Annotated in this window: 18 protein-coding genes; 7 read left to right on the top strand and 11 right to left on the bottom strand. The window is 36.1% G+C overall.

Features of this window, described 5'->3' with window-relative positions:
• Nucleotides 1–232: 232 nt before the first annotated feature.
• The 4 genes from I6E82_RS04130 to I6E82_RS04115 form a co-directional block, all read right to left on the bottom strand.
• Nucleotides 233–976: a ferredoxin--NADP reductase gene (locus I6E82_RS04130; RefSeq protein ID WP_101164395.1), complete on the bottom strand. Its 744-nt coding sequence runs from the start codon at nucleotides 974–976 to the stop codon at nucleotides 233–235.
• A 640-nt stretch (nucleotides 977–1,616) separates the two neighbouring features.
• The gene (locus I6E82_RS04125; protein ID WP_010555514.1) at nucleotides 1,617–3,215 is read right to left on the bottom strand and encodes an ABC-F family ATPase; all 1,599 of its coding nucleotides are present in this window, start codon (nucleotides 3,213–3,215) and stop codon (nucleotides 1,617–1,619) included.
• 288 nt (nucleotides 3,216–3,503) lie between these two features.
• Nucleotides 3,504–4,244, bottom strand: a complete 741-nt coding sequence (locus I6E82_RS04120) for a substrate-binding periplasmic protein (RefSeq protein ID WP_197116872.1) — start codon at nucleotides 4,242–4,244, stop codon at nucleotides 3,504–3,506.
• A gap of 7 nt (nucleotides 4,245–4,251) precedes the next feature.
• Complete coding sequence (locus tag I6E82_RS04115) at nucleotides 4,252–4,992, bottom strand: substrate-binding periplasmic protein (RefSeq protein ID WP_197116871.1); 741 nt, start codon at nucleotides 4,990–4,992, stop codon at nucleotides 4,252–4,254.
• 196 nt (nucleotides 4,993–5,188) lie between these two features.
• On the opposite strand from I6E82_RS04115, the gene I6E82_RS04110 reads away from it, so the two are divergent.
• Nucleotides 5,189–6,430 carry a UPF0149 family protein gene (locus I6E82_RS04110; protein WP_197116870.1) on the top strand — a complete coding sequence of 414 codons (1,242 nt, stop codon included), beginning with the start codon at nucleotides 5,189–5,191 and terminating at the stop codon, nucleotides 6,428–6,430.
• Between the two features lie 196 nt (nucleotides 6,431–6,626).
• Here the strand turns inward: I6E82_RS04110 and I6E82_RS04105 are convergent, their stop codons facing one another.
• Nucleotides 6,627–6,926, bottom strand: a complete 300-nt coding sequence (locus I6E82_RS04105; protein WP_197116868.1) for a helix-turn-helix domain-containing protein — start codon at nucleotides 6,924–6,926, stop codon at nucleotides 6,627–6,629.
• A gap of 316 nt (nucleotides 6,927–7,242) precedes the next feature.
• On the opposite strand from I6E82_RS04105, the gene I6E82_RS04100 reads away from it, so the two are divergent.
• Nucleotides 7,243–8,364, top strand: coding sequence for a cysteine desulfurase family protein (locus tag I6E82_RS04100; RefSeq protein WP_197116866.1), 1,122 nt, complete (start codon nucleotides 7,243–7,245; stop codon nucleotides 8,362–8,364).
• Between the two features lie 11 nt (nucleotides 8,365–8,375).
• On the opposite strand, the gene I6E82_RS04095 is transcribed toward I6E82_RS04100, so the two are convergent.
• Genes I6E82_RS04095 through I6E82_RS04085 form a run of 3 tightly spaced genes read right to left on the bottom strand, consistent with a single transcriptional unit; the run spans nucleotide 8,376 to nucleotide 13,594 of the window.
• Nucleotides 8,376–9,272, bottom strand: coding sequence for a phosphoadenosine phosphosulfate reductase family protein (locus I6E82_RS04095; protein ID WP_197116864.1), 897 nt, complete (start codon nucleotides 9,270–9,272; stop codon nucleotides 8,376–8,378).
• A complete protein-coding gene (locus I6E82_RS04090) occupies nucleotides 9,256–12,654 on the bottom strand; it encodes a hypothetical protein (RefSeq protein ID WP_197116862.1) in 3,399 nt (1,132 codons plus the stop codon). Before I6E82_RS04090 ends, I6E82_RS04095 begins: the two co-directional genes overlap by 17 nt.
• A gap of 1 nt (nucleotide 12,655) precedes the next feature.
• The gene (locus I6E82_RS04085) at nucleotides 12,656–13,594 is read right to left on the bottom strand and encodes a DUF4007 family protein (protein WP_197116860.1); all 939 of its coding nucleotides are present in this window, start codon (nucleotides 13,592–13,594) and stop codon (nucleotides 12,656–12,658) included.
• Between the two features lie 230 nt (nucleotides 13,595–13,824).
• Between I6E82_RS04085 and I6E82_RS04080 the strand changes: the two genes are divergently transcribed.
• Genes I6E82_RS04080 through I6E82_RS04065 form a run of 4 tightly spaced genes read left to right on the top strand, consistent with a single transcriptional unit; the run spans nucleotide 13,825 to nucleotide 20,474 of the window.
• Complete coding sequence (locus I6E82_RS04080) at nucleotides 13,825–15,474, top strand: DEAD/DEAH box helicase (protein WP_197116858.1); 1,650 nt, start codon at nucleotides 13,825–13,827, stop codon at nucleotides 15,472–15,474.
• On the top strand, nucleotides 15,471–17,279 hold the full coding sequence (locus I6E82_RS04075; protein ID WP_197116856.1) for an ATP-binding protein: 1,809 nt from the start codon (nucleotides 15,471–15,473) through the stop codon (nucleotides 17,277–17,279). The genes I6E82_RS04080 and I6E82_RS04075 overlap by 4 nt, the downstream gene beginning before the upstream one ends.
• Nucleotides 17,279–18,217: a phospholipase D-like domain-containing protein gene (locus tag I6E82_RS04070; RefSeq protein ID WP_197116854.1), complete on the top strand. Its 939-nt coding sequence runs from the start codon at nucleotides 17,279–17,281 to the stop codon at nucleotides 18,215–18,217. Before I6E82_RS04075 ends, I6E82_RS04070 begins: the two co-directional genes overlap by 1 nt.
• Nucleotides 18,204–20,474 carry a DUF262 domain-containing protein gene (locus I6E82_RS04065; RefSeq protein WP_197116852.1) on the top strand — a complete coding sequence of 757 codons (2,271 nt, stop codon included), beginning with the start codon at nucleotides 18,204–18,206 and terminating at the stop codon, nucleotides 20,472–20,474. The genes I6E82_RS04070 and I6E82_RS04065 overlap by 14 nt, the downstream gene beginning before the upstream one ends.
• A 1-nt stretch (nucleotide 20,475) precedes the next feature.
• Here the strand turns inward: I6E82_RS04065 and I6E82_RS04060 are convergent, their stop codons facing one another.
• From I6E82_RS04060 to I6E82_RS04050, 3 genes are read right to left on the bottom strand one after another with little or no spacing between them, the layout of a single operon-like run.
• Entirely contained in the window at nucleotides 20,476–22,506 is a 2,031-nt protein-coding gene (locus tag I6E82_RS04060; RefSeq protein ID WP_197116851.1) for a DNA phosphorothioation-associated putative methyltransferase, read from the bottom strand.
• A gap of 3 nt (nucleotides 22,507–22,509) precedes the next feature.
• Nucleotides 22,510–23,346: a DUF6997 domain-containing protein gene (locus I6E82_RS04055; protein ID WP_197116850.1), complete on the bottom strand. Its 837-nt coding sequence runs from the start codon at nucleotides 23,344–23,346 to the stop codon at nucleotides 22,510–22,512.
• Nucleotides 23,347–23,511, bottom strand: coding sequence for a hypothetical protein (locus I6E82_RS04050; protein WP_165740897.1), 165 nt, complete (start codon nucleotides 23,509–23,511; stop codon nucleotides 23,347–23,349).
• Nucleotides 23,512–23,960: 449 nt separating this feature from the next.
• Between I6E82_RS04050 and I6E82_RS04045 the strand changes: the two genes are divergently transcribed.
• Nucleotides 23,961–24,836, top strand: a complete 876-nt coding sequence (locus tag I6E82_RS04045) for a nuclease-related domain-containing protein (RefSeq protein WP_197116849.1) — start codon at nucleotides 23,961–23,963, stop codon at nucleotides 24,834–24,836.
• Nucleotides 24,837–24,994: the final 158 nt, after the last annotated feature.

The following is a 24,994-nucleotide window of genomic DNA, read 5'->3' as shown; positions in this document are numbered from 1 at the left end:
CTAAACACGTGTAATACCAATTACATTAAATAAGCGATCTATTATAGCGTCAAGAAAATAGCACAATAATAAGGCGAAAATTGTGACATATAGTTGTTCTATATGAATAATTTTTAACGCAGTTAGTGAGTTATTTAATGCGATAGAATGATCATATTTTTGATAATATTGGTATAAGGGTGCAACATAGCAAATTTTAACGTTATCGGGTAGTTAATACCACCACTGTAGCCTACCAGTACTGCTCTACAGTAATGTTACCGGGTGCTTTACGGCGGTTACGCGTAAAGTTTTTATCGAGAAGTAGCGCGGTGGTGTCTTTTACCATTTGTGGGTTTCCGCAAATCATAAATTGTGCATTACTAGGCTCAGGGTTTAATTTTACATGTTCAAACAAGCCGTTGCTCTCAATTGCGTTAGTAATCCGCCCACTTAAGCCTTGTAATGGCTCTTCTCTACTTACAACAGGAATATAGTTGAGTTGCTCGGGGTACACTCTTAATAACTCGTTAATAAGTGCCTGATAGCTTAAATCGTTATTAAAACGTACACCATGCACTAAGTTTATGCTTTTGTATTTTTTCCACACATCGGGCTGTTGCAATATTGATAAAAAAGGCCCTATGGCAGTGCCAGTACCTAACATCCAAAGCTGATCGCTTTGTGGTATTTCATCAAGGGTAAAAAAGCCAGTTGCGTGTTGTTCTATTAATACGGTTTCGCCAGGTTGTAATGTAGCTAAACGAGGAGAAAGCAAACCGTCAATAACGTTAATAAGGTAAAATTCAAGATCGGGGTTTTCAGGGGCGTTTACATATGAATAAGCCCGAGCAATACGCTTGTCGCCATCCATTATAGAAAGCTTTGTAAATTGCCCTGCTTTAAACGGCTCTACATTAGCATTAACGGTTAAGCTAAAGAGCGTTTCGCTCCACCATGTTACGCTTTTTACTGTTGCTTCAACCCAATTAGACATAGTTACCTCTTGGTTTAGCCATTAAAGTTTTAAATAACTCACTCCATAAACATTAGCATTAAGTGACAAAGACTTACAGGAGAATATGACTAGATTTAAAGCAGTGATGTATGCAGAATTTACCAATAAAATAATGTGAATAATTAGCTCTGCGATAAGAGCCATTAATTGCATAAGGAAAAGCGAAGCAGCAGTAACTAAGAAAAATAAAGTCAAAAAAACAGTGCTTTTTTATTTTATCACTCACTTTAAAAGCGATGCGTCTTATATCACCATTAGTGAATTATTTACTTGAAAAACTATTGCACTAGGAGAAGCCAAAGAGGAGCAAATGAGAAGAGCCAAGCCTGAAAACGAGTATTTTATCATTTACTTTAAAAGCGCTGCGTCTTATATCATCATTAGTGAATTATTTACTTGAAAAACTATTGCACTAGGAGAAGCCAAAGAAGAGTAAATGAGAAGAACCAAGCCAGAAACGAGTATTTTATCACTGACTCTAAAAGCGTAGCGTCTCTTAACCTCTTAGTGAATTATTTATTTAAGCCTTTATTAATTAATTTTATAGTTAAACTCAAATTCCACACATAAAAAAACGGTGCTAAATTTAGCACCGTTTTTATAAGCAATTAGAAAAAGTTTATGCTTTTTTCTCTTCACAACTTGCTAGGTATTCGTCAAACGTACCTTGGAAGTCGATTACTTTTTTATCTTTAATATCAATGATACGCGTAGCTAATGACGATACAAACTCACGGTCATGGCTTACAAAAATAAGCGTACCTTCAAAGTCTTTAAGCGCATTGTTAAGCGCTTCAATAGCTTCCATATCCATGTGGTTAGTTGGTTCGTCCATAACAAGCACGTTAACGTCTTGCATCATTAACTTACCAAATAACAGGCGGTTTTTTTCACCACCAGAACAGTTACGCGCTTTTTTGTTTGAATCGTCTGCTGTAAACAACAAACGGCCTAACATGCCACGAACCATTAAATCGTTGTGCTTAGCTGTACGCCATTGCGACATCCAATCAAACAACGTTAAATCGTTTTCAAAATCTTTAGTGCTGTCTTGCGGGCAATAACCAAAGGTCGCATTTTCAGACCATTTAATTTCGCCTTCATTACTTTTAAGCTCGTCTACTAAACAGCGTAAAAATGTAGTTTTACCCACACCATTTTCGCCAATTACAGCAAGCTTAGCGCCAGCTTCTAGTAGTAAGTCGCCACCAGTAAATAATGTTTCGCCATCAAAACCATGGCCAAGCTTATTAACTTCAAGCGCTTGACGATACATTTTTTTACCTTCGTCAAACGAAAGTGATGGGCTCATACGGCTTGAAGATTTAACTTCATCAAGCTTAATTTTATCCATTTTTTTAGCGCGCGAACTTGCTTGTTTAGCTTTAGAAGCGTTAGCACCAAAACGGTTAACAAAGTCTTGTAGCTCGTCAATTTCAGCACTCTTTTTAGCATTTTCAGCTAAAAGTTGCTCGCGTTGTAGGCCCGCAGCATCTAAAAACTTCTCGTAGTTACCAGGATAAATACGCAGCTCGCCGTAATCAATGTCGGCCATGTGTGTACATACCGAGTTTAAAAAGTGACGGTCATGCGAAATAATAATCATCGTACATTTACGTTTGTTAAGCTCGTTAGCAAGCCATGTAATTGTATGAATATCCAAGTTATTGGTAGGTTCATCCAGTAGCAAAATGTCAGGATTTGCAAATAACGCTTGTGCTAAAAGCACACGTAATTTCCAACCTGGTGCTACGTTTGCCATTAACCCGTAATGAAATTCTTTATCGATACCCGCTTCAAGCAAAATTTCTTCAGCGCGGCTTTCTGCCGTGTAACCGTCCATTTCAGCAAATACGCTTTCAAGATCGGCTACTTTCATTCCGTCGTCTTCGCTCATTTCTGGTAACGAGTAAATACGTTCGCGCTCTTGCTTTACTTTCCAAAGCTCCACGTCGCCCATAATTACCGCGTCTACAACGCTGTATTGCTCAAAAGCAAACTGGTCTTGGCTTAGGTTACCTAATTTCAACCCTGGAGTAATAGATACATTACCCGCACTTGGAACAAGCGCACCGCTTAAAATTTTCATGAAAGTCGACTTGCCGCAGCCGTTAGCGCCAATTAAACCGTAACGGTTACCGTTACCAAATTTAGCTGAAATGTTTTCAAACAACGGCTCTGCGCCAAACTGCATCGTAATATTTGCGGTGGAGATCAAAAAGGGTAATCCTAGATTAGTACTGACAGGAGTACGCTGCAGCAAAACGCCACAAACAAGAACCAGACAATAGGGTAAATTAGCTGGCGAATTATACAGATCAGCCACAACGAATGAAAGATAAAAGGCAGCTAATTTATAACCAAGCGAAAATAACGGCAATTCTCGATTTTAAGCCACTATTTTTAGCGTGAGCGGTGTTGCTTACTTACAGAGGGGAGCGTAAGCACCACCTACAGTAATATTAAAGAAGTGTTGCAGTCAAAGAGCTAAGTTATTACCCATGCTTTAATGCACAGGTTGATAAATTAACTTTATAGCGGCTGCATTTTTAGTAATTAATTGATTAACGGTTGCCAAGTCATCAAGTGTTAGCGACTCCTTACTTAGCATAAAATGTACGTTGTTAACGTTAATTGGTGTAATGGATTTTACCTGCGTAATTGAGGGGTGTTTTTTTACAAAGTACTGCGCAACAGCAGAGTCTTCAATAACATAGTCAATTCGTTTTTTATCTAGCATGCTAAATCGATTATTTGCTTGAGCAGTAAGCACGACCTGTGTTGAATACTTAGTTTTTAACTGTTCAAGCTCGTTACCAAAAAAGCTTCCTCGGTTAATACCAGCTGTAAACTCCTTACTAAAAAGCTCAGGTAAGCTTGTTACATCAGGCGAATCTTTATGTTTATAAAGATGTATAACTTCTTCGCGGTAGGGCAAACTAAAGTGCGCATATTGTGCGCGTTTTTTTGTGTAACTTGCCGCGTAGGTCATATCTACTCGGCCATTTTTAAGCTCAGCTTGAACACGCGAAAAACTCGGAAAATAAGTCCATTTAATACAAAATTTTGAATCTTTAAAAATAGCGTTTACAGCATCCACTTCTGTGCCTAAAAATGTATCACCTTGTTTAACAAGATAAGGCGGCCAATTGGTTTCGTTAGTGCCCATTACCAATGTTTTTGAACACGCAAGGGCATTAACGTGAGTAAATAGCAGTGTAGTAAATGTTAAAAATAAAGTTTTCATTACACTCCTAGTATTTAAACAGCGCTTTAAGTGCTGTTTTGTTTTTGTTTATATGCTCATTAATTACTGCAAGCTCAGTAACCGACACCGTTTTTTTGCTAAACATTAAATAAATATCGTCTTTATTTACATACTCAATGTTGGTTACTAATTTTATATTTGAGCCCTTTTGGCCAAAATAAGCACCCACTAACTCGTCTTCAATAGCAAAATCAATACGTTGTTTATTAAGCATTTCAAAGCGTTTACTGGTTGCACTGGTGTATTCAATCTGCTTTTTATGCGTTGTTTTATATTTTTCAAACTCTTCGCCGTAGTAGCTCCCAAAGTTAGCGCCTATGGTTAAACCTTGATTAAAAATATCATCCAAACTTTTAACTACATGCGTATTGTTTTTGTTTTCGTATAAGCGCATAACTTCAGTTCGGTAGTTATCACTAAAGTGCACATATTTAGCGCGCCCATCTGTATAACTTGCAGCCCATCCTAAATCAATACGGCCGTATTTAAGCTCAATAAAAGCCCGCTTAGAATTTGGTAGCAACTTAACTTCAAAACAAAAAGGGGAGTCAGCAAATATAATGTTAAGTGCATCAACCTCCGAGCCTTGCAGCTTACCGTTAATGCCCATTACATAAGGCGGCCAAAAAGCATCGTGCGATGCCACGCTAAAGGTTCTTTCACAAGCAAATACATTAAATGGAGCCGTAAACAGCAAACATAAAAATACGGTAATTAATTTATTCATTACGCCTCATAGTTATTATTTTTGCTCATTATTACAACAGTATAAACCAGCTTTTGTATTTTAGCGGCGCGGGTTTGTTTAAATTTGTAAATATTTCGTTAAAAATTCATTTTAGGATAAAACAACCAAACTAGCGTTGTTGGTAACCTTATCTATGGGTACACTAATAATAAATTTATACATAGCAGGGCACGTTATGTCGCCAACTAAAATTCGCAACAATGTTATAAAACTCAGTGAATTAAGCACTAAACAACCAAACTACTATTTTATACAAGGTTATTTAATGGGGTTAGGTGCATTACCTCAAATGCTCACCCCGAGTGAGTGGCAACCTGATTTATTTGGAGATATTAACTTTCAAAAAGAAAGCGAGCTAAAATACCTCGAAAGCTTAATGGCTCTGTATAACCAAAGCATGGATAAAGTAATTCAAAACGAATTAAAAATGCCAGCAAAATGCAGCCTATCCAAGCAAGACTATCGGGATTCGTTAAAGCCGAACATGCCCCTACCAAGTTACTGTAAAGGGGTTTTACAGGCGCTTAAAAATATAAATAAACGTATGCTTGATGCAGGGCAAAAACAGGCACTTAATAACTTAAGCAGTGTTTTAAAAGCATTTTCTAATGAAAAAGCAGCAGCCAAAGAATTTGGTGAATTTGCCCAATACAACGCCCAAGAATATAAACGTAATTATGTGTATTTTATGGCCGACGCTATTTTTGAACTTCGATTTAGTAACGACCTAACTTTAAGTGATGAAGATGAGGCACAATTTAACAACAACTTTTTAGACGAAGAATCAAATGAATTAGATGAGCTTGATGAATTACTTGAACTGGTACTTGCCGATACAGAACTAAAAGCACTTGAGCCAATGCAGATGCTTTTAGAAATGATGGAAGGGCTCATAACAAAGCAATTTATTAAAGACAACACAGGGCACTTTTGGGGCTTGCACGAAACCCGCCCTTATATGATGCTGCGCGCGCATCGCGCGCGAATACACGCACTGCACGGTTATACCCAAAAAGCACAGTCAGAACTCGAAGAGTTGTTAACGCTAAACCCAAACGACAATCAAGCAAACCGCTTTTTATTAATGAACTGCCTAATCATTGATAAACAATGGGACAAGTTGGATGCTCTATTGGCCGACTTTGATTTTCAAGAACTACATGCAACAGCAAGCCGTGCGCTAAGTGCTTTTGTAAAACATGGTGATTCAAAACCAGCTAACGAATATAAAAAAATGCTCCAGCAGCAAAATAAACACTTTAGCAAAATACTTACAGGGCAAGAAAAACTAAAAGAACAACAGCCGTCATATTTCAGCCCAGGCAGTAAAGAAGAAGTAGCTGTTTATCTTGATTCGTTAGGTAAGCAGGCGTGGATTTCGGTGCCTGCGAGTCTTTTTTGGCTAAGAAAAAAGTAACAAAAAACGTTTAGCGTGATTTATATCGCGCTAAACATAACGCAGATTCAATTTTGAAGTGCATAACCGCTTTTTGAGTTTTTTATTCAATAGTAGAAATCACGCTTGTTAAGCGTACAACATCAATGTCGCTTGTGTTCGTAAAGCGCCATACTTTAAATAATAAATTTCAAGTCCGTCAATAAACACATAACATTCAGAAGTCATCGTTAATAACCTGCACTTTATTGGTTTTACGTTGCCGTGCGTTGTAGCCACCTACATCGGCGGCTAATTCATTAACTTCATCCATGAGCGAGCCTTGTAATTGCAGCACGACTAAAGCTTCAAATAAAATATCGCTTTTAACTGTCTCGCCTTGCTCAAGTTTTTGCACAGTAGAGCGCGACACACCAATCATTTTTGCAAAGGTGCTTTGCGTGTAATGCAAAGTGCGGTGCTGGCGTATTAAATCCCCTAATCGCTGCGCCATTTTTAAAGCTTGTTCCGATCTCATTAATGAGTGCCTACTCGGTCATTAAGGTGTTAATGATTATTTTAGCGGTATTTGGCTTGTTTGCAAATAAAAGTGATGATTTAAAAGTTATTGGTAATTTGTTTGTGGGTATTTTAGAGCAGAAGTTTAGTGAGAGGCGAGCCCATGCCTAGTTAGCACAAAGGGTGGCAAGCGCCCCTTGGAATATGACAACACACTAGAGGAAGACAGAGAAGGTCGTGAGCTTTAGCTTTTTTAAATTCATTATTAAGCGGGTTTAAATTAATGATTAAGTACTTTATGGTATTATTAAACGCTCAGATTAAGGATTAATTAAATGATATATCTTGATTCAGCGGCTTCGTATCCACTACTTCCAGAAGTTAAAACATCTTTAATAGATGCATTCGATAATTGTTATGCAAACTCAGCCTCAGGTCACATTTTAGGTGAAGCGGCTTTGCAAAAAGTAGATAAAGTAAGAGAAGAACTTGCTGATATGATTGGTGCATATCCAAGTGAAATTATTTTTACTAGCGGTGCTACTGAGTCTAATAATATAGCCTTCAAGAGCATATTACTTAATAGCGATCATCCAAAAGACAAAAATCATATTATTATTAGTGCTATTGAGCATAAATGTATTTTTGCTATTTGCGAGTATTTAAAAGGCGAAGGCTTTGAAGTGTCCATTGTTTTGCCAAACAAAGAAGGAATTATTGAGCCTAAAAGCATAGTAAGCCTGATCAAACCATCTACAGCAGTTGTTTCTGTAATGCATGTCAATAATGAATTAGGAACGATTAATCCCATTTCCGAAATTGGTGAAATATGTTTTGAGCACAATATTCTTTTTCATAGTGATGCTGCGCAAAGCTTCGGGAAAACTGAGATTGATGTAGATGATCTGAATGTTGATATTATGTCGTTTTCAGCTCATAAAATCGGTGGTCCAAAAGGTATTGGAGCTGTCTATATTCGAGACTTGCGTAAACGCTCTCTAACACCTGTTATTCATGGTGCAGGGCAAGAGCAAGGAGTTAGAGGCGGAACAGTAGCAGCGCCGCTAATAGTCGGTTTTGGAACGGCAATAAATACATTTCCACACAGTTATCTAAGCTTTGTAGATAAAGGGATACGTAACTACTTGTTAAAGCAGCTTACTATTGCTGAAATCCCTTTTTCTATAAACGGTAATGAAAAAGCTTTACCGCATATGGTTTCTTTAACTTTACCTAAAACAAATGTAGGTATTTTGGTACGAGACAATGAAGAGCTCTTTTGTTTAGCTCAAGGCTCCGCTTGCTCTTCTAAAGAAATTGAAGCGTCACATGTTTTAACTGCATTAGGTCTGAGTCGTGAAGAAGCTGAATTTACTTTTCGCATAAGTTTTACGAACGAAATCACCACCGCAGATATTAATCTATTGATTTCAGCTATAAAAAAAGCGGCTATTTAGCCGCTTTCTTATTATTTATAGCATGTTACACAGGCTCCACCGCCTTCTGCTTCATCATAAATATCATCTAATTCATTGAATTCACATACACCGTTAAAGTCGCCTAACAGTGCATTGCGACGCTTTTTCTTGTTAAAGCGAGCAACTTTCTTCTCGTGATTTTCAATAATTCTTTTTTGTACTGCTGGGTCTTCTAATGTTTCTAATGGCTGGCCTTGACCCATCCAATAAAAGCGTTCACCTACAGTAGTATTGTTGTCATCGCCTTTTTCAAAAGCTTTGGCTTCTTCAAATAAATCAGGGTGCTTTTCCATAAGCTTAACCCATTCAATTTTTCTCTGATAAAAACAAAATGTACAACCAGAGCGAGAGCGCCATTTATAATATTCAGGCAGTTCTAAACCATTGCGTTGTAATATATTTTCGATGTCACTTCTTACTATGCCGTGTTCTCTAAAGGGAAAAACAGATTCAATTGGCTTTTCAATTGTCATATAGCCTACGCGTTCAGGCTCATCTGCTCTTATGCCAACATAGTTTTTTATTTTGTAACCATCTTTAATAAAGCTATCTAACCACTGTTCAAAAGGTTTTAGCTTCATTTGAACAGTACACCACCGATCTCTTTGAGAAGGTAAGTAATTACCATGCTCTTTTAAAAGATGAGCAAAGTCTTTTTCACCACGGCCTTCAATATTATTTAAAGAACGCGCGTTTAATCGATGAATATAACCAAGCTTTTCTTCAAGTTGATCAATAAACTCATTTGTTTCAGGTAACTCATAACCCGTATCGGTAAAGAAGTACTCTACGTCTAGTTCAGGATAAGTTTCTTTAACAAATAGAGCTAAAGCGCTACTGTCTTTACCGCCAGAGAGGCCTAAAACATGTTTAACTTTCTGTGTCATTTGGCACCTCTATTTGTGTTTGATCCATCAAATTAGTTAATAAGTTCGTAAGTGCAGCCAGTTGCTTTTCTTTTGGCATTTCGGCAATAGCTTGTTCAATGTTATTCACAGCTGCTTGAACGTCACCGTCAGCAGCTAAATCATGCTTAGTAAAGCTACTATATTCTTGATGATTACCATCGTTGTCTGTAGTTATAAAAGCAATGGGTTTCGATGAGCCTTTAGCCTGAAAATTGCTAAAAGATTCAATACGTCTAAATTGCACGCATAAATTTTGTAGTTCATCTAGTCCAGTACGCAAAAGTTTGTCTGTCCATTTAGGCTCAGGCACACCCGTTAATATATTAATTACAAACTCAAATTTAGATTTACCATCAATGAATTGTGACAAGCGATTTGCTAAATCTTTTACTTTAGGGCGTTTAGCTTCTTTTTCAACTATGTCGCAGCGAGCTTTTAAAACACTATTAAAATCTTCGCCTAACATGTTAATAATAATCTGCTTAAAGCCGTTGAGTAGCATTTCGTGCTGCGCGCTTAAATCTTCTATCGCAGTTTTAAGATATGCGCCTAGCTTTTCTTCAACTTCAGGGTCATCTTGTTTAAAGCCAAAAACAGCGGGTAAATCATCCAACACTAATTTATATGGATCATTTGCGGCGATCACTTTATTTCTAAAGTCTCTCGCTTGCTTAGTTAATCCACTTTCATTTGAGCTAGTAAAGCTTTCGCCACTTGTTTTCTTTACCCATGTAGGTAGTTTATGAACAATACCTACAATATGCTTAGCAATATTTAAAATGGCATCATCTTTTTTAGCTTCACCTAAAGTTGCTTTAGCGAGGTTATCCAATAAATGGCTTTGGATTTCTGATATTTTAAAGTACCTAACGCCTGCTTCAATCGGGTGTTTATATATTTTATTAACTAATTCTTCGTCAAGTTCAGGTATAAAAACAAACTGCTTTGTCGAATCCCAGTCATAAAAAGCAACTTGCCCTTCAAGCGCCTTTAATAATGCTAAACCATATATGCGACACAACCCTGCGGTTAAACCGAACGGTGGTAACATCCACATTTCATAAAGTTCAGCCATTGTTACATGTTTTGTAGCTGAGTTATTTTTTATGAACTCAAAACCGCTTTCAAATAATTCATGCATTTTGGGGTTAGCATTTATAGATTCTTTATTCCACTCACTCGGGAATAAGTAACCCTCAGGTGTTTCGCAGTGCCAACCTTTACTCTTCAAACAAGATAGGTAAAGACCCTTTTCTGGAGGGAATGATTTATCATCAAACCCAAGATCTTTTTTATCGCCGCTCTCAAACATTGCATTCATTAATTTTCGTATTGCACTGTTTGCACTGCCCGAAGGTTTAGAGCGATTAACTAACTCATTTATTACCGGAGGCGACTTACTAAATATGACTTCTGCAATATCAGACGCTATTTTTGTCACAGGAAGTAATGCTAACTTTTTGCCTAAGTATGACCAGCTAGCATTTTTATAAGCATTTTGTAGTTCAGTTTCTACATTTGATTGCGCAAACTTTATTCGGCTCTCAAGCTCATTCTTAGCAATTAAATCATGAGCAATTTTTTTCTCATCTTTTAATATTTTGCGAAGTGCTATCAACTCAATTGCAGCTGTTTTTAAATTACTAAAATCATTAAAAGTACCAATTACAACAAATGGCATTGTTTTAGCATTTTCTTTAAGTGTTTTGGCAACATCAGGATTTGTTGGTAGAACAAAAGATAAAAATGCTTCACCTGTTTTAGGTTTTGTTACAAACGACTCAAATACTTGAGCATCAAACTTATTTAAAAGTTTAGTTGTTGCCCAGCGCATGGTACCTGTTTTGTGGTAATGTGCTGTCGCTAAAATATTCTGTGGTGTCGCACATGCTTCAGTCCAATCAATACCTTCACTAACAACTTCAATCTGTTCACTAATAAGGTTATTAATATCTATATCGCTGCCCTGAAACACAAATAAAGCATCATGTTTCTGGCGATAAATAACAACAGTGCTTGCTTCTAATTCCGCAATCGCATCATTAACATCTTCAATTTTATAGCCTCGACATACAAAATATTCTTTTATGAAGTTTCGTTTTGCATGTAACTGATGATGAAAACCAAAAATAGTTAATAGCGCAATAAGCTTAGTAATAGCTATATGGAGCACGCCACCTTTTTGCTCTGCTCTATATATTGCATCAGAGCCTTCGAGCCATGCTTTACTGTCCTGCGAGGTAACAATTAGGTGATGTAAATTATGGTAAAGGTAATCCCAGTACATTTCTGGGCGATACAAAGCGAGCTCTTCATTAAACTCACTGTAGCTATTATTTAAAAACTCTCTAAAACCATGTTTTTCATGTGAGGCTAAAAAGCCAAATAAGCTACGCTCGTTCTGAGAAAAACGACGACGAGAAACAGGGCCAAGCAATAAGCTGACAATAGGATCTAATGGTAACGTTTTACTCAGTGCATTGACGTTTTTATTTTGATTAGCAAAAGCACCACTTACAGTATTAACTAAATTGGCATACTTTGATTCAATAGCATCAGCTATTTTAGGTGCTCTATAAATAGAATCACCCACGAGAGTTAAAGATTCATCAATTGATGGGTTGAAGCTCAAATCACGGTAGCGGCCTTGTACTTTGCTCCATTCTTTTTGAGTTTTAACATCTTTATTTTTAGCATAATCCGAAAAAGCTTGATGTAAAAACCCCATAAGCAACACAGGGCGTTTTGCTTGTTGTACAATATCAGCTAAAGATTGAAATAAATGTAAGTCTTTGTTCTCACGAGACTGGTAATCTAAAGCTTTACCCATTTCGTCAAGTAAAATTAAAACACCGTCTTCATTTTTACTGGGTTTCTGTAATAATTTTTTTATTTCAGCTAAGCATTTATCATCATCAAAATTAGCTATTTCTGTTTTATCAAAGTCTTCATCAAATGCATTAAGTAAGCTAACTAAAATACTGTTCGCTGGCGCTTCTAAACCACATACATGCTTAACTGTTTGCCAGCCATTTTTTAATGCAAAGCGTTTATCAAAATCAGTAATAATATTTTGACCATTATTCAGCTTTTGCAATGCATAGGTACGTTGCTCAACATCTATAGAAAGCAAGCATGATAAAAATAAGGCAACGGTTGATTTACCCGACCCATAAGGCCCAGTAATAGTAAAAGCGCGTTGAGTGCTATTTTCAAATTCACGGCTAATGGTATCAAGTACATTAATGGCTGTGCCATGCAATACAAATTCATCAATAAATGGAGAAAAATCAGTACTCTCAGTATCAATTCGTGTCGAACTTTTGTAGCGTTGATTTATTGTAATTAAAGTGTCTGACATATTATTTACCGTAGTACATATCTAAGTAATTGATAGCGTTGTTTTTTATATCATCTGATATACTTACTTGTCTCAATCCTAATGAATCAACCCAAGTTACGTGCTTATCAGTAAATTCTTGAGCCTCGTCTAACTTTTGACCTAAGCCCGATTCTGAAAGCCTAAAAATCCTTCCCGGAGAGCAAGGTTTTGTTAGAAGCGAGTCAAAATCGATAGTACCAACGTTTGAATCTTGAGTTTCGTTATTAAAAAATTCAAGTAACGCAAAAATAAATATCTCAACAGGTAATTCAGGGCGCTCAGATAGATTGCTTATATAGAATCCACCACCGTTATCTTGTAATAAGTTCAGCTCAGAAAGAGGTGAAGTAAAGTGATCTTCATCGACTTTAGTTATTTTTTTAGCAGTACTATTTTTTTGTTTTTTACTGTAAGTATTTAAAAAGCAGTCTACATCTTTTTTTAGAGTACTAGGATTACCAATTTCTGTTTTTACTAATCGTTTTGCATCGTCATAGCAATCATCGGTAAGTTTACTTTTCTCAAAATATTGAACATTAGAATAATTAAAAAAGTAACGATAAGCTGTAAGGCTTTCATTATTAAAATTTAACCAGAAGTGTAGTAACCAAATAGAACCAGGCATTTCTAAAAAAGGATCTTGTCCTTTTTTATCTAAAGCACCAAACAAGTATTTACCACTATCTGTCACATAATGACCATAATCACTTTGAGGACTTCTTTTTATTACGTTGCTTGATTCAGCCCAATACTGAATCGCTTTTACCATATTTTTACCAACACCTAATTCAACAACAGAATTGCGAATACTATCTTCGCTAGACGAAAAATTGCTTTTATTATTCAAGTGATTAATAGCTTTGAATAGCCATCCGTAGCGTAAGGGGAAGGTGTCGTGCCCTGTAAATTTAGCTTTCATGCTTAAAACTGCTCCTGGAGAAATTGTCCAACGCCGCACATATTATACGGATTATCAGCTGAGAGAAAGCTCTAATTTACAATTAACTGGTTATTTGTACAGTTGTTATTAATAAAAAATTTGCCTTTTGGGTTACAAATTTGTACCTTTATTTGTATTATACATTTTTACTTATCTAATACTTTGATTTAGCAATAAAAAGATTAGACTTCATATTGAAAGGGATATCAATGCTGGCAAAAATTCTATCAAACTTTTCTGAGGATGAGCTATTAAGCTTTCTTCCAAAAAATGTAATGTCTTTTGTACTCAATATTAATGCAGCTGAGAATCAAGTATCAGAGAGTAGTTCTTATAATAAAAATAAGCTAGCAGGTATTGTTGCAAGTGTTAAACAAGTTGATTTTATATTTGATTTGCAGCTCCGTAATAAATTAATTGAACGTTTATCAGCATTACAATTGGTTGATTTATTCCCAAGCTTTGAGCTTCAAGCCAAACAAATTAAACCCGAACATTACAATGCTGTTATAAGCTGGTCAGCAGAAAATCCTGACAAGTTTGCAGCTTTATTAGGGCTTTCTTCTTTATATGAAAGCCAGCTTGAACAAGATAATCTATTAGAGAGTATTACGTGTATTACTCCTGACTATGGGCTTTATCCCTACCAGCAAAATATAAGCAAACAAGTATTATACGACCTCCAACAACAAAAAAAACGCGTTCTAATTCACTTACCTACAGGTGCTGGTAAAACACGTACGGCAATGAATATTGCTGCTGAGCATTTAAGGCAATCTGAAAATAACTTAGTACTTTGGTTAGCCGATAGAGAAGAGCTTTGTTCGCAGGCTTATACCGAGTTTTCAAAAGCATGGAAGTCATTAGGTAATCGCTCTACTTCACTTTATGGCTTTTACTCAAGTTCAACTGAAAGTTTGAGTGGTATTGATTCTGGCTTTGTAGTTGCTGGCTTACATAAATTTCTAAGCCTACGTAAAAGTAACTCAAGGCAACTCCAACTTTTATATAGCAAGCTTGCTGAAAAAGTAACGTTAGTAATTTTTGATGAAGCTCACAAGGCTGTCGCGCCAAAGTTTCAAGAAGTTGTTCAAGATTTTATTGACGATGAATCATTCCACGCAGACCTGATCGGCTTAACTGCGACCCCTGGTAGAAGTTATTCTGAAGATGGTTTATCAGAAGAAGATGCTCGCTTAGCAAATTTTTTCTATAACAATAAAGTTTCTATGCAAATTTCAGGCTATTTATCACCAATAGATTACTTAGTTGAGAAGGGATATTTAGCAAAAGCTAATTTTAAGTCGTTAAATTATGATCATTCAGGTATTGCTGCATACGCTTTAAAAGATGCTGGCGGCGTTGAAACAATGAATGCACTTGCAAATAATATAGAACGTAATCAGCAAATATTAAAAACTATAATCGAAGAATGTAAACTTGGTTCTCAAATTATTGTTTTCGCATGTACTGTCGAGCATGGAATAAATTTAGCGACAGCACTTGCATACCAAGGTATCAAAGCAGCTTCTATTGATAGTAAAAATGATACAGCAGAGAGTCGAAGAGCAAAAATAGCACAATACAAAAATGGTAATTTACAAGTTTTAGTTAATTTTAACGTGCTAACTGCAGGGTTTGATGCCCCTAAAACAAATGTCACAGTCATCGCTAAGCCAATGAACTCATTAGTACAGTATTTACAAATGGCTGGCCGTGCTATGCGTGGTTATAAAAGTGGCGGTAATAAAGAGTGTAATATTTATACCGTAATGGACAACATACCCGAATTTCAAAGTATTAGCCTAGCATTTGGCTATTGGAATGATATGTGGGCAGAAAAGGAAACTAAAAAATGAGTAATAGATTTTTAAGTGCAGAAACCGTAATCGAATCTTTAAGAGATAATGGTTACAACAATACTGCCTATGCGCTTGCCGAGTTAATTGATAATAGCTTGCAAGCAACCGCTACTCGTGTAGAGGTCGGCTTTATAGAAGAACAACAAGAAGCCCGTAAAAATTTCACCGTTTCAGAAATCTCCCTTTGGGATAATGGTGTTGGTATGGACCTCGATACTTTGAGAGTTGCCATGCAGTTTGGTGGCGGTACGCACCGTAAAGATGCCGGTGGTATGGGTAAGTTTGGTATGGGTTTACCTAACTCATCTATTTCACAGTGTAAGCGTGTTGATGTGTGGAGCTGGCAAGCCGGCGGAGAGCCGCATCATACATATTTAGATGTTGATGAAATGAAAAGCGGCTCACTTGAAGACGTTCCAATGCCAACAGCAAAAGCAATTCCAGCAAAGTACGAGAAAGCTTTTTTCACCAAAAAACCAGAATCTGGCTCTTTAATTATTTGGTCTAAACTAGATCGCCTTAGTTGGAAAACCGGTAAGTCAATTTATCGCCACTGTGAACATTTAGTTGGGAGGATGTATCGTAATTTCATTAGCGATGAGAATATAAAAATAGACAGCATCACTTACCGTAAATCAGCGGATGACAGCCTCGATGTTTACGATAAAGAAACTTTTAAAGCTAATGATCCAATGTATCTTAAAAAGAATACTTCATTACCAGAGTTACCTGGTAGTTATAAAAATGAAGCCTTCTTTGAGGAAATGGATAAAGAAATAGTATCTATTGAATACATAGATGAAAACGGTGAACCTAAACGAGATGATGTAACCGTTACTACGTCAATGGTTAAGAAAAACATATCAAATCGAATTTTAAAAGATACTATCGGAAAATTAGGTGGTACTGCTTGGGGCAAACATTGTAGTAAAAATGTAGGCGTTTCAATTGTTCGTGCTAACAGAGAATTAGTTTTAAGAGATTCATTTCTAACTTCTGCTTTGAGAGAAAGTAAAGGGCGATTTATTGGTATAGAAGTGTCTTTCCCTCCAACATTAGATGCGGTGTTTGGAGTTACCAATAACAAACAAGATGCAATTAGATTAATTCCTTACGAGATGAAAAGCATCTTTACGCAAGCAGGCTTTGATTCTGAGCAAGAGTATTTAAGGGATTTAGAAGAAAACTCTGACTCCTTATTACAAGTGCTAAAAGTTGTTGCGGTTATAAAAAAGCATGTTTCTGCTTTAACAAAGGCCTTAGATACGATAAATGTAGAAGGCAAGGCAATCAAAGGCGAAGAACCAAAAACAACCTCAGAGGGTGCCGCATCTAAAGCAACACAAGGTTCGGCGCATCGTGAAACTCATGGCCATAAAACAAATGATGAATCATCAAAAGAGCTTAATAAAGACGATGTTGTAAAGCACCTTACTCAGCAGGGCGGAATGAGCAAAGAAGAAGCCGAAGAAAAGGCAGAACGCTTAATTCTTACAGGTAATCGCTTTTTAATCGAAGACGTTGCTCGTGATTCTGAAGCATTTTTTGATGTATCAACAAGTAAAGGTTTAACGTTAGTTTTATTCAATACAAATCATGTTTTTTATCAAAAACTTGTAAGTAAGCTTGGTGGTGATGAGCTCGAAATAATGCAAACTACTATCGCAGGTTTTGCACGAGTGATGAATGAAACAACAGATGAAAAACGTTTAAATTATCTAAATACTATTCGCCGGGAGTGGGGATTAGTAATTAGTGAATTTCTTCAAGGGCCTGAGGATGATGAGTTGGATGATTTTTGATGTCGAGTTTAATATCTAATACTGAGCTTACGCAACAATTAGAGATTCTTCTTCCAGATTGTGCTGATTTAATCATCATCTCAGCTTTTATGACCCAACCAGCCACGCGCTGGTTGGGCCATTTAATTACAGCTAATAAGCCCAAAGTTAAATTGGTAGGTCGTTTTACACCAAATGATTTTGTCAAAGGTGCAAGTGATTTAAATGCACTTCGTGATTGCATCAATAATGGCTACCAAGTAAAAGCATTAGCAAACCTACATGCAAAAATTTATCAAATTGATCACGATACTATTTTTAATGGTAGCGCTAATTTAACAGGTAAAGGGTTAGCTTTAGTTAATAATGGAAATTTAGAATCGTGTAGCAGAGTTAATGCCTGCGAACAGTCAAAAGCATTCATTAATAAGATTGTCGAATCTGCAACTGATCTAACTCTAAATACGCTTGATAAAATGCAAGCTTATTTAGATCAATTTGAAGATACAGATAAACCTGAACTTCCTGCAGTATGGCCTGAAGAAATCCTACCACAAGCAACAGAACTGTTTGTATCAGACTTCCCTTTAGGTAAACCAGGCGTTAGTTTGAATGAATATCAACTCAATCCTTCATTGCCTTTTGCGCAAATTGAAGATACTAAAAACGACTTAGTATTAGCTTCAAATTTGTTTAAGCAAACAAAGGCATACCGTTGGTTAAAAACAAAAATCACTGAAAATCAATCAGAAAGAGATTTAGGCTTTGGGCAAATATCAAGGTTGTTGCATGATGCTTTAGCAGACGACCCAGCGCCTTACCGGCAAGAAATAAAAGATCTTCAGGCGAATTTATATTCTTACCTAAAGCTCTATGCGAGCGATGAAGTAGAAGTTTATATGCCAGGTAGACGAAGTGAAGTTTTAAGAATTATAAGGAAAAAAAATGAACGAAGTTGAAAATATTTTCAGACCCTCGACTAAGAATATATTTACTTTATTCTCAGAAAATGGAGTCTTATTTCAGATCCCTTCTTACCAAAGAAATTATGCATGGTCAGATGCAGAATTAAAGAAGTTAATTCAGGATATTGCTATCGGGTATTCAAAAGAATATTTAGAGGGAACAGATCAAACTCTTTGTTTTTTAGGTAGCATTATTACAGTTAATATCAACGAGCAATTAGATGTTGTTTCGTGTCCTTTGAATATAGTTGACGGGCAACAACGGTTGACCAGTACTCTGCTTTTAATTTCCATAATAGATTCATTTTTAAAAGAAAGGTTTGAAGGTATTAAAGACAGTATTCCTCAGTCGCTATCAAATTGGTTGGAAGATGAGCTGAAAGAATTGCATAGGAATACTCGCAAAACATTATTTGAAGATAAAGACAGGGATAAAGCGGTATATGATTTGCTTCCAAAGATTACACGTGAATATGTAGATATACTAGGATTTAGAAAAAATAATTTTCAATATGAATCACCAGTTGCAAAGTACCTAAAAGCATATGCGAATTTTATATTTGAAAGTAGGAAGGTCTTCCAATATACACCAGAAAGCAATGATGAAAACCTCGGTTTAAAGAATGCTTTAAAGGTATTTAAAGCTTCTATTTCGGAGGACTCATTCTTAAGTGATTGTAATGTATCTATCGATAGGCTATTGAACGAAGATAAGTTTTATAGTTTAAGTGCATTTGATAAGAATGTTATTTCGGCCGATATAAGTAATGTTGCCGAAAGTTTATATTCTGATTTGTCTCAAATTATGAAGGTAATCTCATTCTCCAAGTTTTTATTTTTTAATGTAGTTATTACTGAAGTTAGAACCCATGAAAAGTATCAGTTTGATGCATTTGAGGCTTTAAATACTTCAGGGGTGCCTCTAACTGCGATAGATATTTTTAGAGCAAAAGTTTTAAGTGGTAAAGTGGCCGGAGCAGGAATTTCTTCTAATGACATCCAGAAGCTGGATAATATAGAAAAATATTCGCTTAGTATACCAGTGAAATCTAGAACTAAAGAAATAAGAGAGCTAGTATCTTCTTTTGTACTTTATCTCGATGGTATAATACCAAATGAACATTTAAGCTGGCAAAGAAATAAATTAATAGAACTCTATAGTGATGCATTTTCAAATAATCGAGTAAGCCATATCATTAGTGCATTAGAGGAAGTAACTTTATTTAGAAAGAATTTTTGGAATGAAAAAACGTTAGCTGTAATGCTAGATGAGTTGGATGAAAGAGATGAATTGCTGGCTTATTTTTATTATTTTAAGCAACTAAATAGCACTCTGTTAGTTCCTATTTTAACCAGAATATATAATGTATTTTATGGGAGTGAAAACGTTCTTTTTTGTCAATATATTAAAGCATTAGCTAGTTTTGTTTTATTATGGAGATTATCGCATTCAAATACCTCTGGTATAGATGATGCTCTACGAGGGTTGATGTCAGGAAACTTGGATAGAACTGCTTTTTCTAAGGGGTTATGCAATGACAATGAGATACTATCAATCGAAGATTTTAAATTTTATTTATTTAAGCAGCTAGAGAAGAAGAAAATATCTAATTTTAATGAGTGGAATAACAAATGTAGAGGCATTCAAATATACAATGTTAGTAAACCAACAGCTAGGTTTGCGTTATTATTAGCACACCATAAATCCAGCATACTAAATAAAGATACAGCTTCAATAAATAAAGAAAAAGTAAAACTCAGAGATGACAATAATTTACTTAATTTTAACTGTTTTAAAAGTCTTAGATATAAAACACTTGAGCATATAGCTCCCCAAAATTTAAAGGATGCTAAAGATTGGGATAGTAATATTTATTCCGGAGGTGACATTTTAGCTAATAGTTTGGGTAACTTAACCCTTTTACCCCAAGCTGAAAACGACGCTATAGGAAATAATGAGTGGGGAGTTAAAAAGTTATACTTAGAATGTTTTGTAGCTGGTAGTGAGAGTGAGGTTGATATAGCTATAAACATACTAAAAAAACAGGGCATAAACATCCGTAAACCTGTAGTACAAATGATGAATCAAAACCATTCATTAGGGATTTTAGTTACATCATTACTTTCTGTAGATAACTGGAATAAAGAAGTTATAGAAGGAAGGCAACAGAATATTTGTGAAATACTATGGATTGAATGTGCAGAGAAACTATCACTCAATTCAAGTGTTAATTTATGTGTAGATAATTAAGTTATTTTTCTAGGGTTTTAACTATCCTATAACCTTTTATTGTTAATTTTTTTTGTAAAAGTATTCTCAAGATATTATTAAAGGTAAAGCTAATACCTTTTTCTTGAAAGTTTTTCAAAAGGCGTTTATTAAACGCCTTTTGCTTTTTATAGTCTTCAAAAGTGTCATCAATATAGTCAATTTTATTGAGTAGTAACGGTCGTTTTTCTTCAATAATGTAATCAAAAAAATCAACATCTTGATCTGCCATTTTGATTTTAACTCGTTCTCTAAGTTGAGGGAGAGGGGAATCATAAAACCCTTCATAACCAAGCAACGTTACCTTGCCTGAATGTATGTGAATTTTAATAAGCTGAATATCATCAAGCTCACCATACATTTGTAGTGCTGCGTCTATATACACGCGAAGTACTATAGGTAGCAGGGTTATAAAATCCTTATGAAGCGTTAGAGAGTGTGGTAGCCCATTTTCAAAGTCGACTTTACTCGCGGGTAATATCTTCTCAGCTTCTAGGCACAGTGATTCAATTAATGCACTATCTGCTATTTGAAAAAGCAGCTCAGTGGCTTGGTGCTGCGCTATTTTGTAAGTGTCGAAGAATGCTTTTATGTCACGCTTTAAGTCTTCTGGCTGTTGTGCGTAAGGTTTACGCTTTTCAAACATAGCAAGTGCAAAGTAAAGAAGTAAATCTTCTCTACGCATTGTTTCGGCGGTCGTTAGCTCGTCTTCTTCAAACCATTTTAAAACAAGTTGCAGGGCTTTTTTATTTGAACCGATAACTTCTTTTATTTTGTCACTTTGCGCAAACTCTTTGTTTGCTGGGCAGCGGCCAAGCGTTAAGCATGTGAGCCAAAACGATTCAAAAAGTTGCTGATGTTGCGTAAATAAAATTCGCGCTTGTTCTTCATTAACAGGTTCTGGCGCTGTTAGGTGCAGCCATTTATAAGCACGTTTATAACGGTTTTGTAAAAAGTGTTGTTCAAGCTGTTTGTCTTTAAATATATAATAAATACCAGGTGCAACAGCAATGGCGTTTTCATCAACGCTCATTTCTATAAATGCTTTAAGCTCTGCTTGCGTGTAGTATTTTTGAAAGGTATTACGACTCGTAATTACGCCATCTTTATAAGGTTGAAACTGGCTTATCAGCGTTTCGTTTCCTAACATTGCCGACACAACTAGCAGCTTTTGTGAAAGTTCCCATGCACCAAGTAATGCTTCTATTCGCTCATCTCTGTCTTCTATTACATTAATAACAAAACCAATATTAACAATGTCAGAAATAACTTTATCAGCATCAGGGCGGTAGTTTAAATCCCAACCTAATGCATCTATTCCATGGGCTTCGAGTTCGCGCAAGTCGTCGCCTCTGCCGCACCCGTAATCAAATATTGAATAGTCGTCGCTCAAAAAGCCATTTTTAGCTAATGTTTTTAAAGGGGCTGAAAGCTCATGCCGTACAATAGCCGTTAAATGTCGATCTATTGTTTTATCATCATCAGGGCTTTGTACGGCAGAGTTTCGAAATAAACGACCATCAACTAGCTCATACCCTTTTTTAGCAATCAAGCGCTCCCACGAGCCTCTAAAGCCAATCATACGGGTATTATCGTATAAACCTGCCTGTTCTCCCTCTGCAGTTAAATCACAAAATAATTGGTAGTGTTTATTAGTTGGCGAAACCATGGTTTCTTTTCGGTGCAATATAGGTGGATTTTCGCTGTTATCGTACTTAGTGATTTTATGACTAAGCTTTGCTAGATCTACAGTTACGCTTTGTTTAAGCGCGGGGTATGAATCATCATAAAAAGTAGGGTAGCTTAACAGTGAAAGTCTAAAGTCACTTTTAAACAGCTTGATTAAGTCGAAATCGGACTCATCAATCTTTAAAGCTTGCGCAACAACTTTAATAAATTTAACTAAATCGGCAGGTGCATCTGCAAATGCATCTTTATGGAAATAGATTGCATCAGGTAGCTTTTTTGCTATTTTTACTTTTTTTACAAGCTGCTTAAATTGCTCTGCGTTCATAGTTTAATAATTTGCTAAATGTAGTGCCTGCACTTTACAGGGGCTTAATGTATCCAAACTATATAGTTCATCTTGTTGATTTACAATGCAAGGACACTCTGCAATATAAAAGTTGATACCATTTTCTGTTTTTATACTTCTTAAGTAAACGGGAACTATAGGCATAGATGAAGGAAGCTTTTGCAATAAGCTTAAACTAGGGTAAAGCAATTTGTGTTTTGCTAGCGAATCAAATTTATCGCCATGCTTTGCCTCAATTACAAATAAATGCTCTTTACCGTCCCGCTTAGCAACAAATACAGCATCGATTTCAACTTGGCCATTTATATGCTCAAGGACAACATCTTCGTTATCGAGTGGCTTAAATTTAAACGTGAATGTACTTTGCCCAGTTGCTGGGACTACTATAGTTTTGTCATCTTTTAAGTTAAGTGCTTCAGCCATTAGACCTGATGCTATAGCTAGATTAACAACGGAGGTTTCAGTAACTTTAGGCAGGAGCTGAAATGCAAATAAGCTTCTTATTGATACGTTCGGTAAAAATAGTTCAGGTTGTAATTGACCAAACAGCGCTTGGTCATTAAAAAAGAAATCGTTTATATCACTTGATTTTACAAGCGAAAAATAAGTTTGATTATCGCCTAAGCGAGAGCCAAGCCTAAGTACCATCGTATTATAATCTCGTAAAGTTTTTGGCAGCTTTTTTCTCGAATCTATAGATATTGATGCTGCTGTGTTTGCCTTTAAATTATTGGTACTTACATATTTTTGAAAGCTTTGTGCAGAAGATACGTTTTGCTTATTTGCCTGCATTTCTAGCACTATATTTTGAAATAGCATTTATTCGCCCTTGCTCTCAATAAAATAAAAAAATGCTCGCCCGCGCTTCTCAAACTTAAGCTCACCTCGCTCTCGGCGATGCATTAACTCACAGTCTGATATTTTTAAGAGCTTTATCGTTTCTTTGCTTGAAAACCACTCACCTTGTTGTTTTTGGTTAGCCATTTAAGTTACTCAAATTATGTCTAAATTTAATATACCTAACTCTAAGTACATCGACAAATTTAGCTTAAACGCGACAGCTAAGGCATCCCCCGTGATCACACCCGAAATTAAATTAATGATGAGTAATTAACAGCATGGATGCTGTTAAAAGCGTAGCTTGGCCATGGATGGCCTATCTACGCTGGTTACGTTCATATCATTAATTTAAATTGAGGAATTAGTGTGATCCTCGTGGCGCCGAGAGATTCCAAAGAGAAGTCGGCGGTTACTTCTCTTTGGTTGTCATCGCCAATGCGATATTTGTAAATTATTTTAAAAGCTACGCTTTTCGCGCGAGCAAGCTGAGCGCCTACAGGTGTTTAGGTGGGCTTTGTAGCGTGAGTTTGAATAATGCGACATGTACCTGTTTTTAAGGTATAAAGTAAACATTGTGATTATAGGAACTCATCATGGATGATTTATTAAACCAAGGTTTAAGCCTTTTATTTGTTATTGGTAGTGTCTATGTGTTAATTGGCGTTTTATTTTATAGGGTATGGTCTCACCAAAAAAATGCCAAGTTGCCAATAGACCGGAATAAATTAAAACGGGTTGCGGCGCAAACACTCAATGAGCAAGTGAATGAAAAAATAATCAGTATTATGGGATTTTTCTTCTTCGCCGTTTTAATCATTACAATGCCATTTGCTATAAAAGGCATTTCTGAAATGGTCGCAAGGGGTAAACCTAATTACATATTTATTATTCCAACGACGATATGTTTATTTTATATTGTTCGAAAGCTCTGGGTAGCAGCCAATCAATTAATAAAACTAAAACTGGGACGTGATGCAGAATTAGCAGTTGCTTCAGAGCTTATAGAATTACAGTCACACGGTTATCAGGTATTTCATGATATACAAGCAGATGGTTTTAATATCGATCACTTGGTTGTTGGGCCAAATGGGATATTTGCTATTGAAACCAAAGGCAGACATAAACGAATAAAAGACGATACAAATTACAAAGTTAAATTTGAAAATAACCATTTAGCATTTCCCTCTTGGTTTGAAAGCAAGCCGTTAGAGCAAGCTCAAAATCAAGCTAATTGGGTGAATAAATGGCTTTATGAATCAACCGGTTTTAATACTCCGGTTTTACCTGTTTTATGCTTTCCTGGTTGGTTTGTGGAGCTAAAGCAGAGACCAATCTTTCCAATCGTTTCTCATAAACAAATAGTTAAAACTATCCTTTCAATGCGACAAGTTAGCTTAAATCAAGAGCAGCAGCGTGCTATTTGCTATCAAGTGGTGCAGCGAGCCTTAAACGATAGTAAAGCAATTTAAAAGCTGCGCTTTTTGCGCGAGCAAGCTGGGCGCTTACAGGTCTTTAGCTTGGCTATTAAGCTCAAAATGTCATTAACTTTCCATAAGTGATTTATGTTTTACTTATGGGGTTGTATTTTATTTTACTTCCTATAAGTAAAGTAAAGTTTGCTTATAGG

Source organism: Pseudoalteromonas sp. NZS11, from assembly GCF_015864765.1.
In the GTDB taxonomy this organism is placed as follows: domain Bacteria; phylum Pseudomonadota; class Gammaproteobacteria; order Enterobacterales; family Alteromonadaceae; genus Pseudoalteromonas; species Pseudoalteromonas arctica.
Note: the sequence above shows the minus strand (reverse complement) of the source record. Positions and strands in the feature narration are given on the sequence as shown.

Bases quoted from the DNA above. Each gene is read 5' to 3' on its own strand.
- I6E82_RS04120 (WP_197116872.1), bottom strand. From the start codon at position 4,244: ATGAAAACTTTATTTTTAACATTTACTACACTGCTATTTACTCACGTT.
- I6E82_RS04075 (WP_197116856.1), top strand. From the start codon at position 15,471: ATGAGTAATAGATTTTTAAGTGCAGAAACCGTAATCGAATCTTTAAGA.
- I6E82_RS04065 (WP_197116852.1), top strand. From the start codon at position 18,204: ATGAACGAAGTTGAAAATATTTTCAGACCCTCGACTAAGAATATATTT.
- I6E82_RS04080 (WP_197116858.1), top strand. From the start codon at position 13,825: ATGCTGGCAAAAATTCTATCAAACTTTTCTGAGGATGAGCTATTAAGC.
- I6E82_RS04105 (WP_197116868.1), bottom strand. From the start codon at position 6,926: ATGAGATCGGAACAAGCTTTAAAAATGGCGCAGCGATTAGGGGATTTA.
- I6E82_RS04110 (WP_197116870.1), top strand. From the start codon at position 5,189: ATGTCGCCAACTAAAATTCGCAACAATGTTATAAAACTCAGTGAATTA.
- I6E82_RS04055 (WP_197116850.1), bottom strand. From the start codon at position 23,346: ATGCTATTTCAAAATATAGTGCTAGAAATGCAGGCAAATAAGCAAAAC.
- I6E82_RS04070 (WP_197116854.1), top strand. From the start codon at position 17,279: ATGTCGAGTTTAATATCTAATACTGAGCTTACGCAACAATTAGAGATT.
- I6E82_RS04050 (WP_165740897.1), bottom strand. From the start codon at position 23,511: ATGGCTAACCAAAAACAACAAGGTGAGTGGTTTTCAAGCAAAGAAACG.
- I6E82_RS04060 (WP_197116851.1), bottom strand. From the start codon at position 22,506: ATGAACGCAGAGCAATTTAAGCAGCTTGTAAAAAAAGTAAAAATAGCA.
- I6E82_RS04045 (WP_197116849.1), top strand. From the start codon at position 23,961: ATGGATGATTTATTAAACCAAGGTTTAAGCCTTTTATTTGTTATTGGT.
- I6E82_RS04100 (WP_197116866.1), top strand. From the start codon at position 7,243: ATGATATATCTTGATTCAGCGGCTTCGTATCCACTACTTCCAGAAGTT.
- I6E82_RS04130 (WP_101164395.1), bottom strand. From the start codon at position 976: ATGTCTAATTGGGTTGAAGCAACAGTAAAAAGCGTAACATGGTGGAGC.
- I6E82_RS04115 (WP_197116871.1), bottom strand. From the start codon at position 4,992: ATGAATAAATTAATTACCGTATTTTTATGTTTGCTGTTTACGGCTCCA.
- I6E82_RS04085 (WP_197116860.1), bottom strand. From the start codon at position 13,594: ATGAAAGCTAAATTTACAGGGCACGACACCTTCCCCTTACGCTACGGA.
- I6E82_RS04095 (WP_197116864.1), bottom strand. From the start codon at position 9,272: ATGACACAGAAAGTTAAACATGTTTTAGGCCTCTCTGGCGGTAAAGAC.
- I6E82_RS04090 (WP_197116862.1), bottom strand. From the start codon at position 12,654: ATGTCAGACACTTTAATTACAATAAATCAACGCTACAAAAGTTCGACA.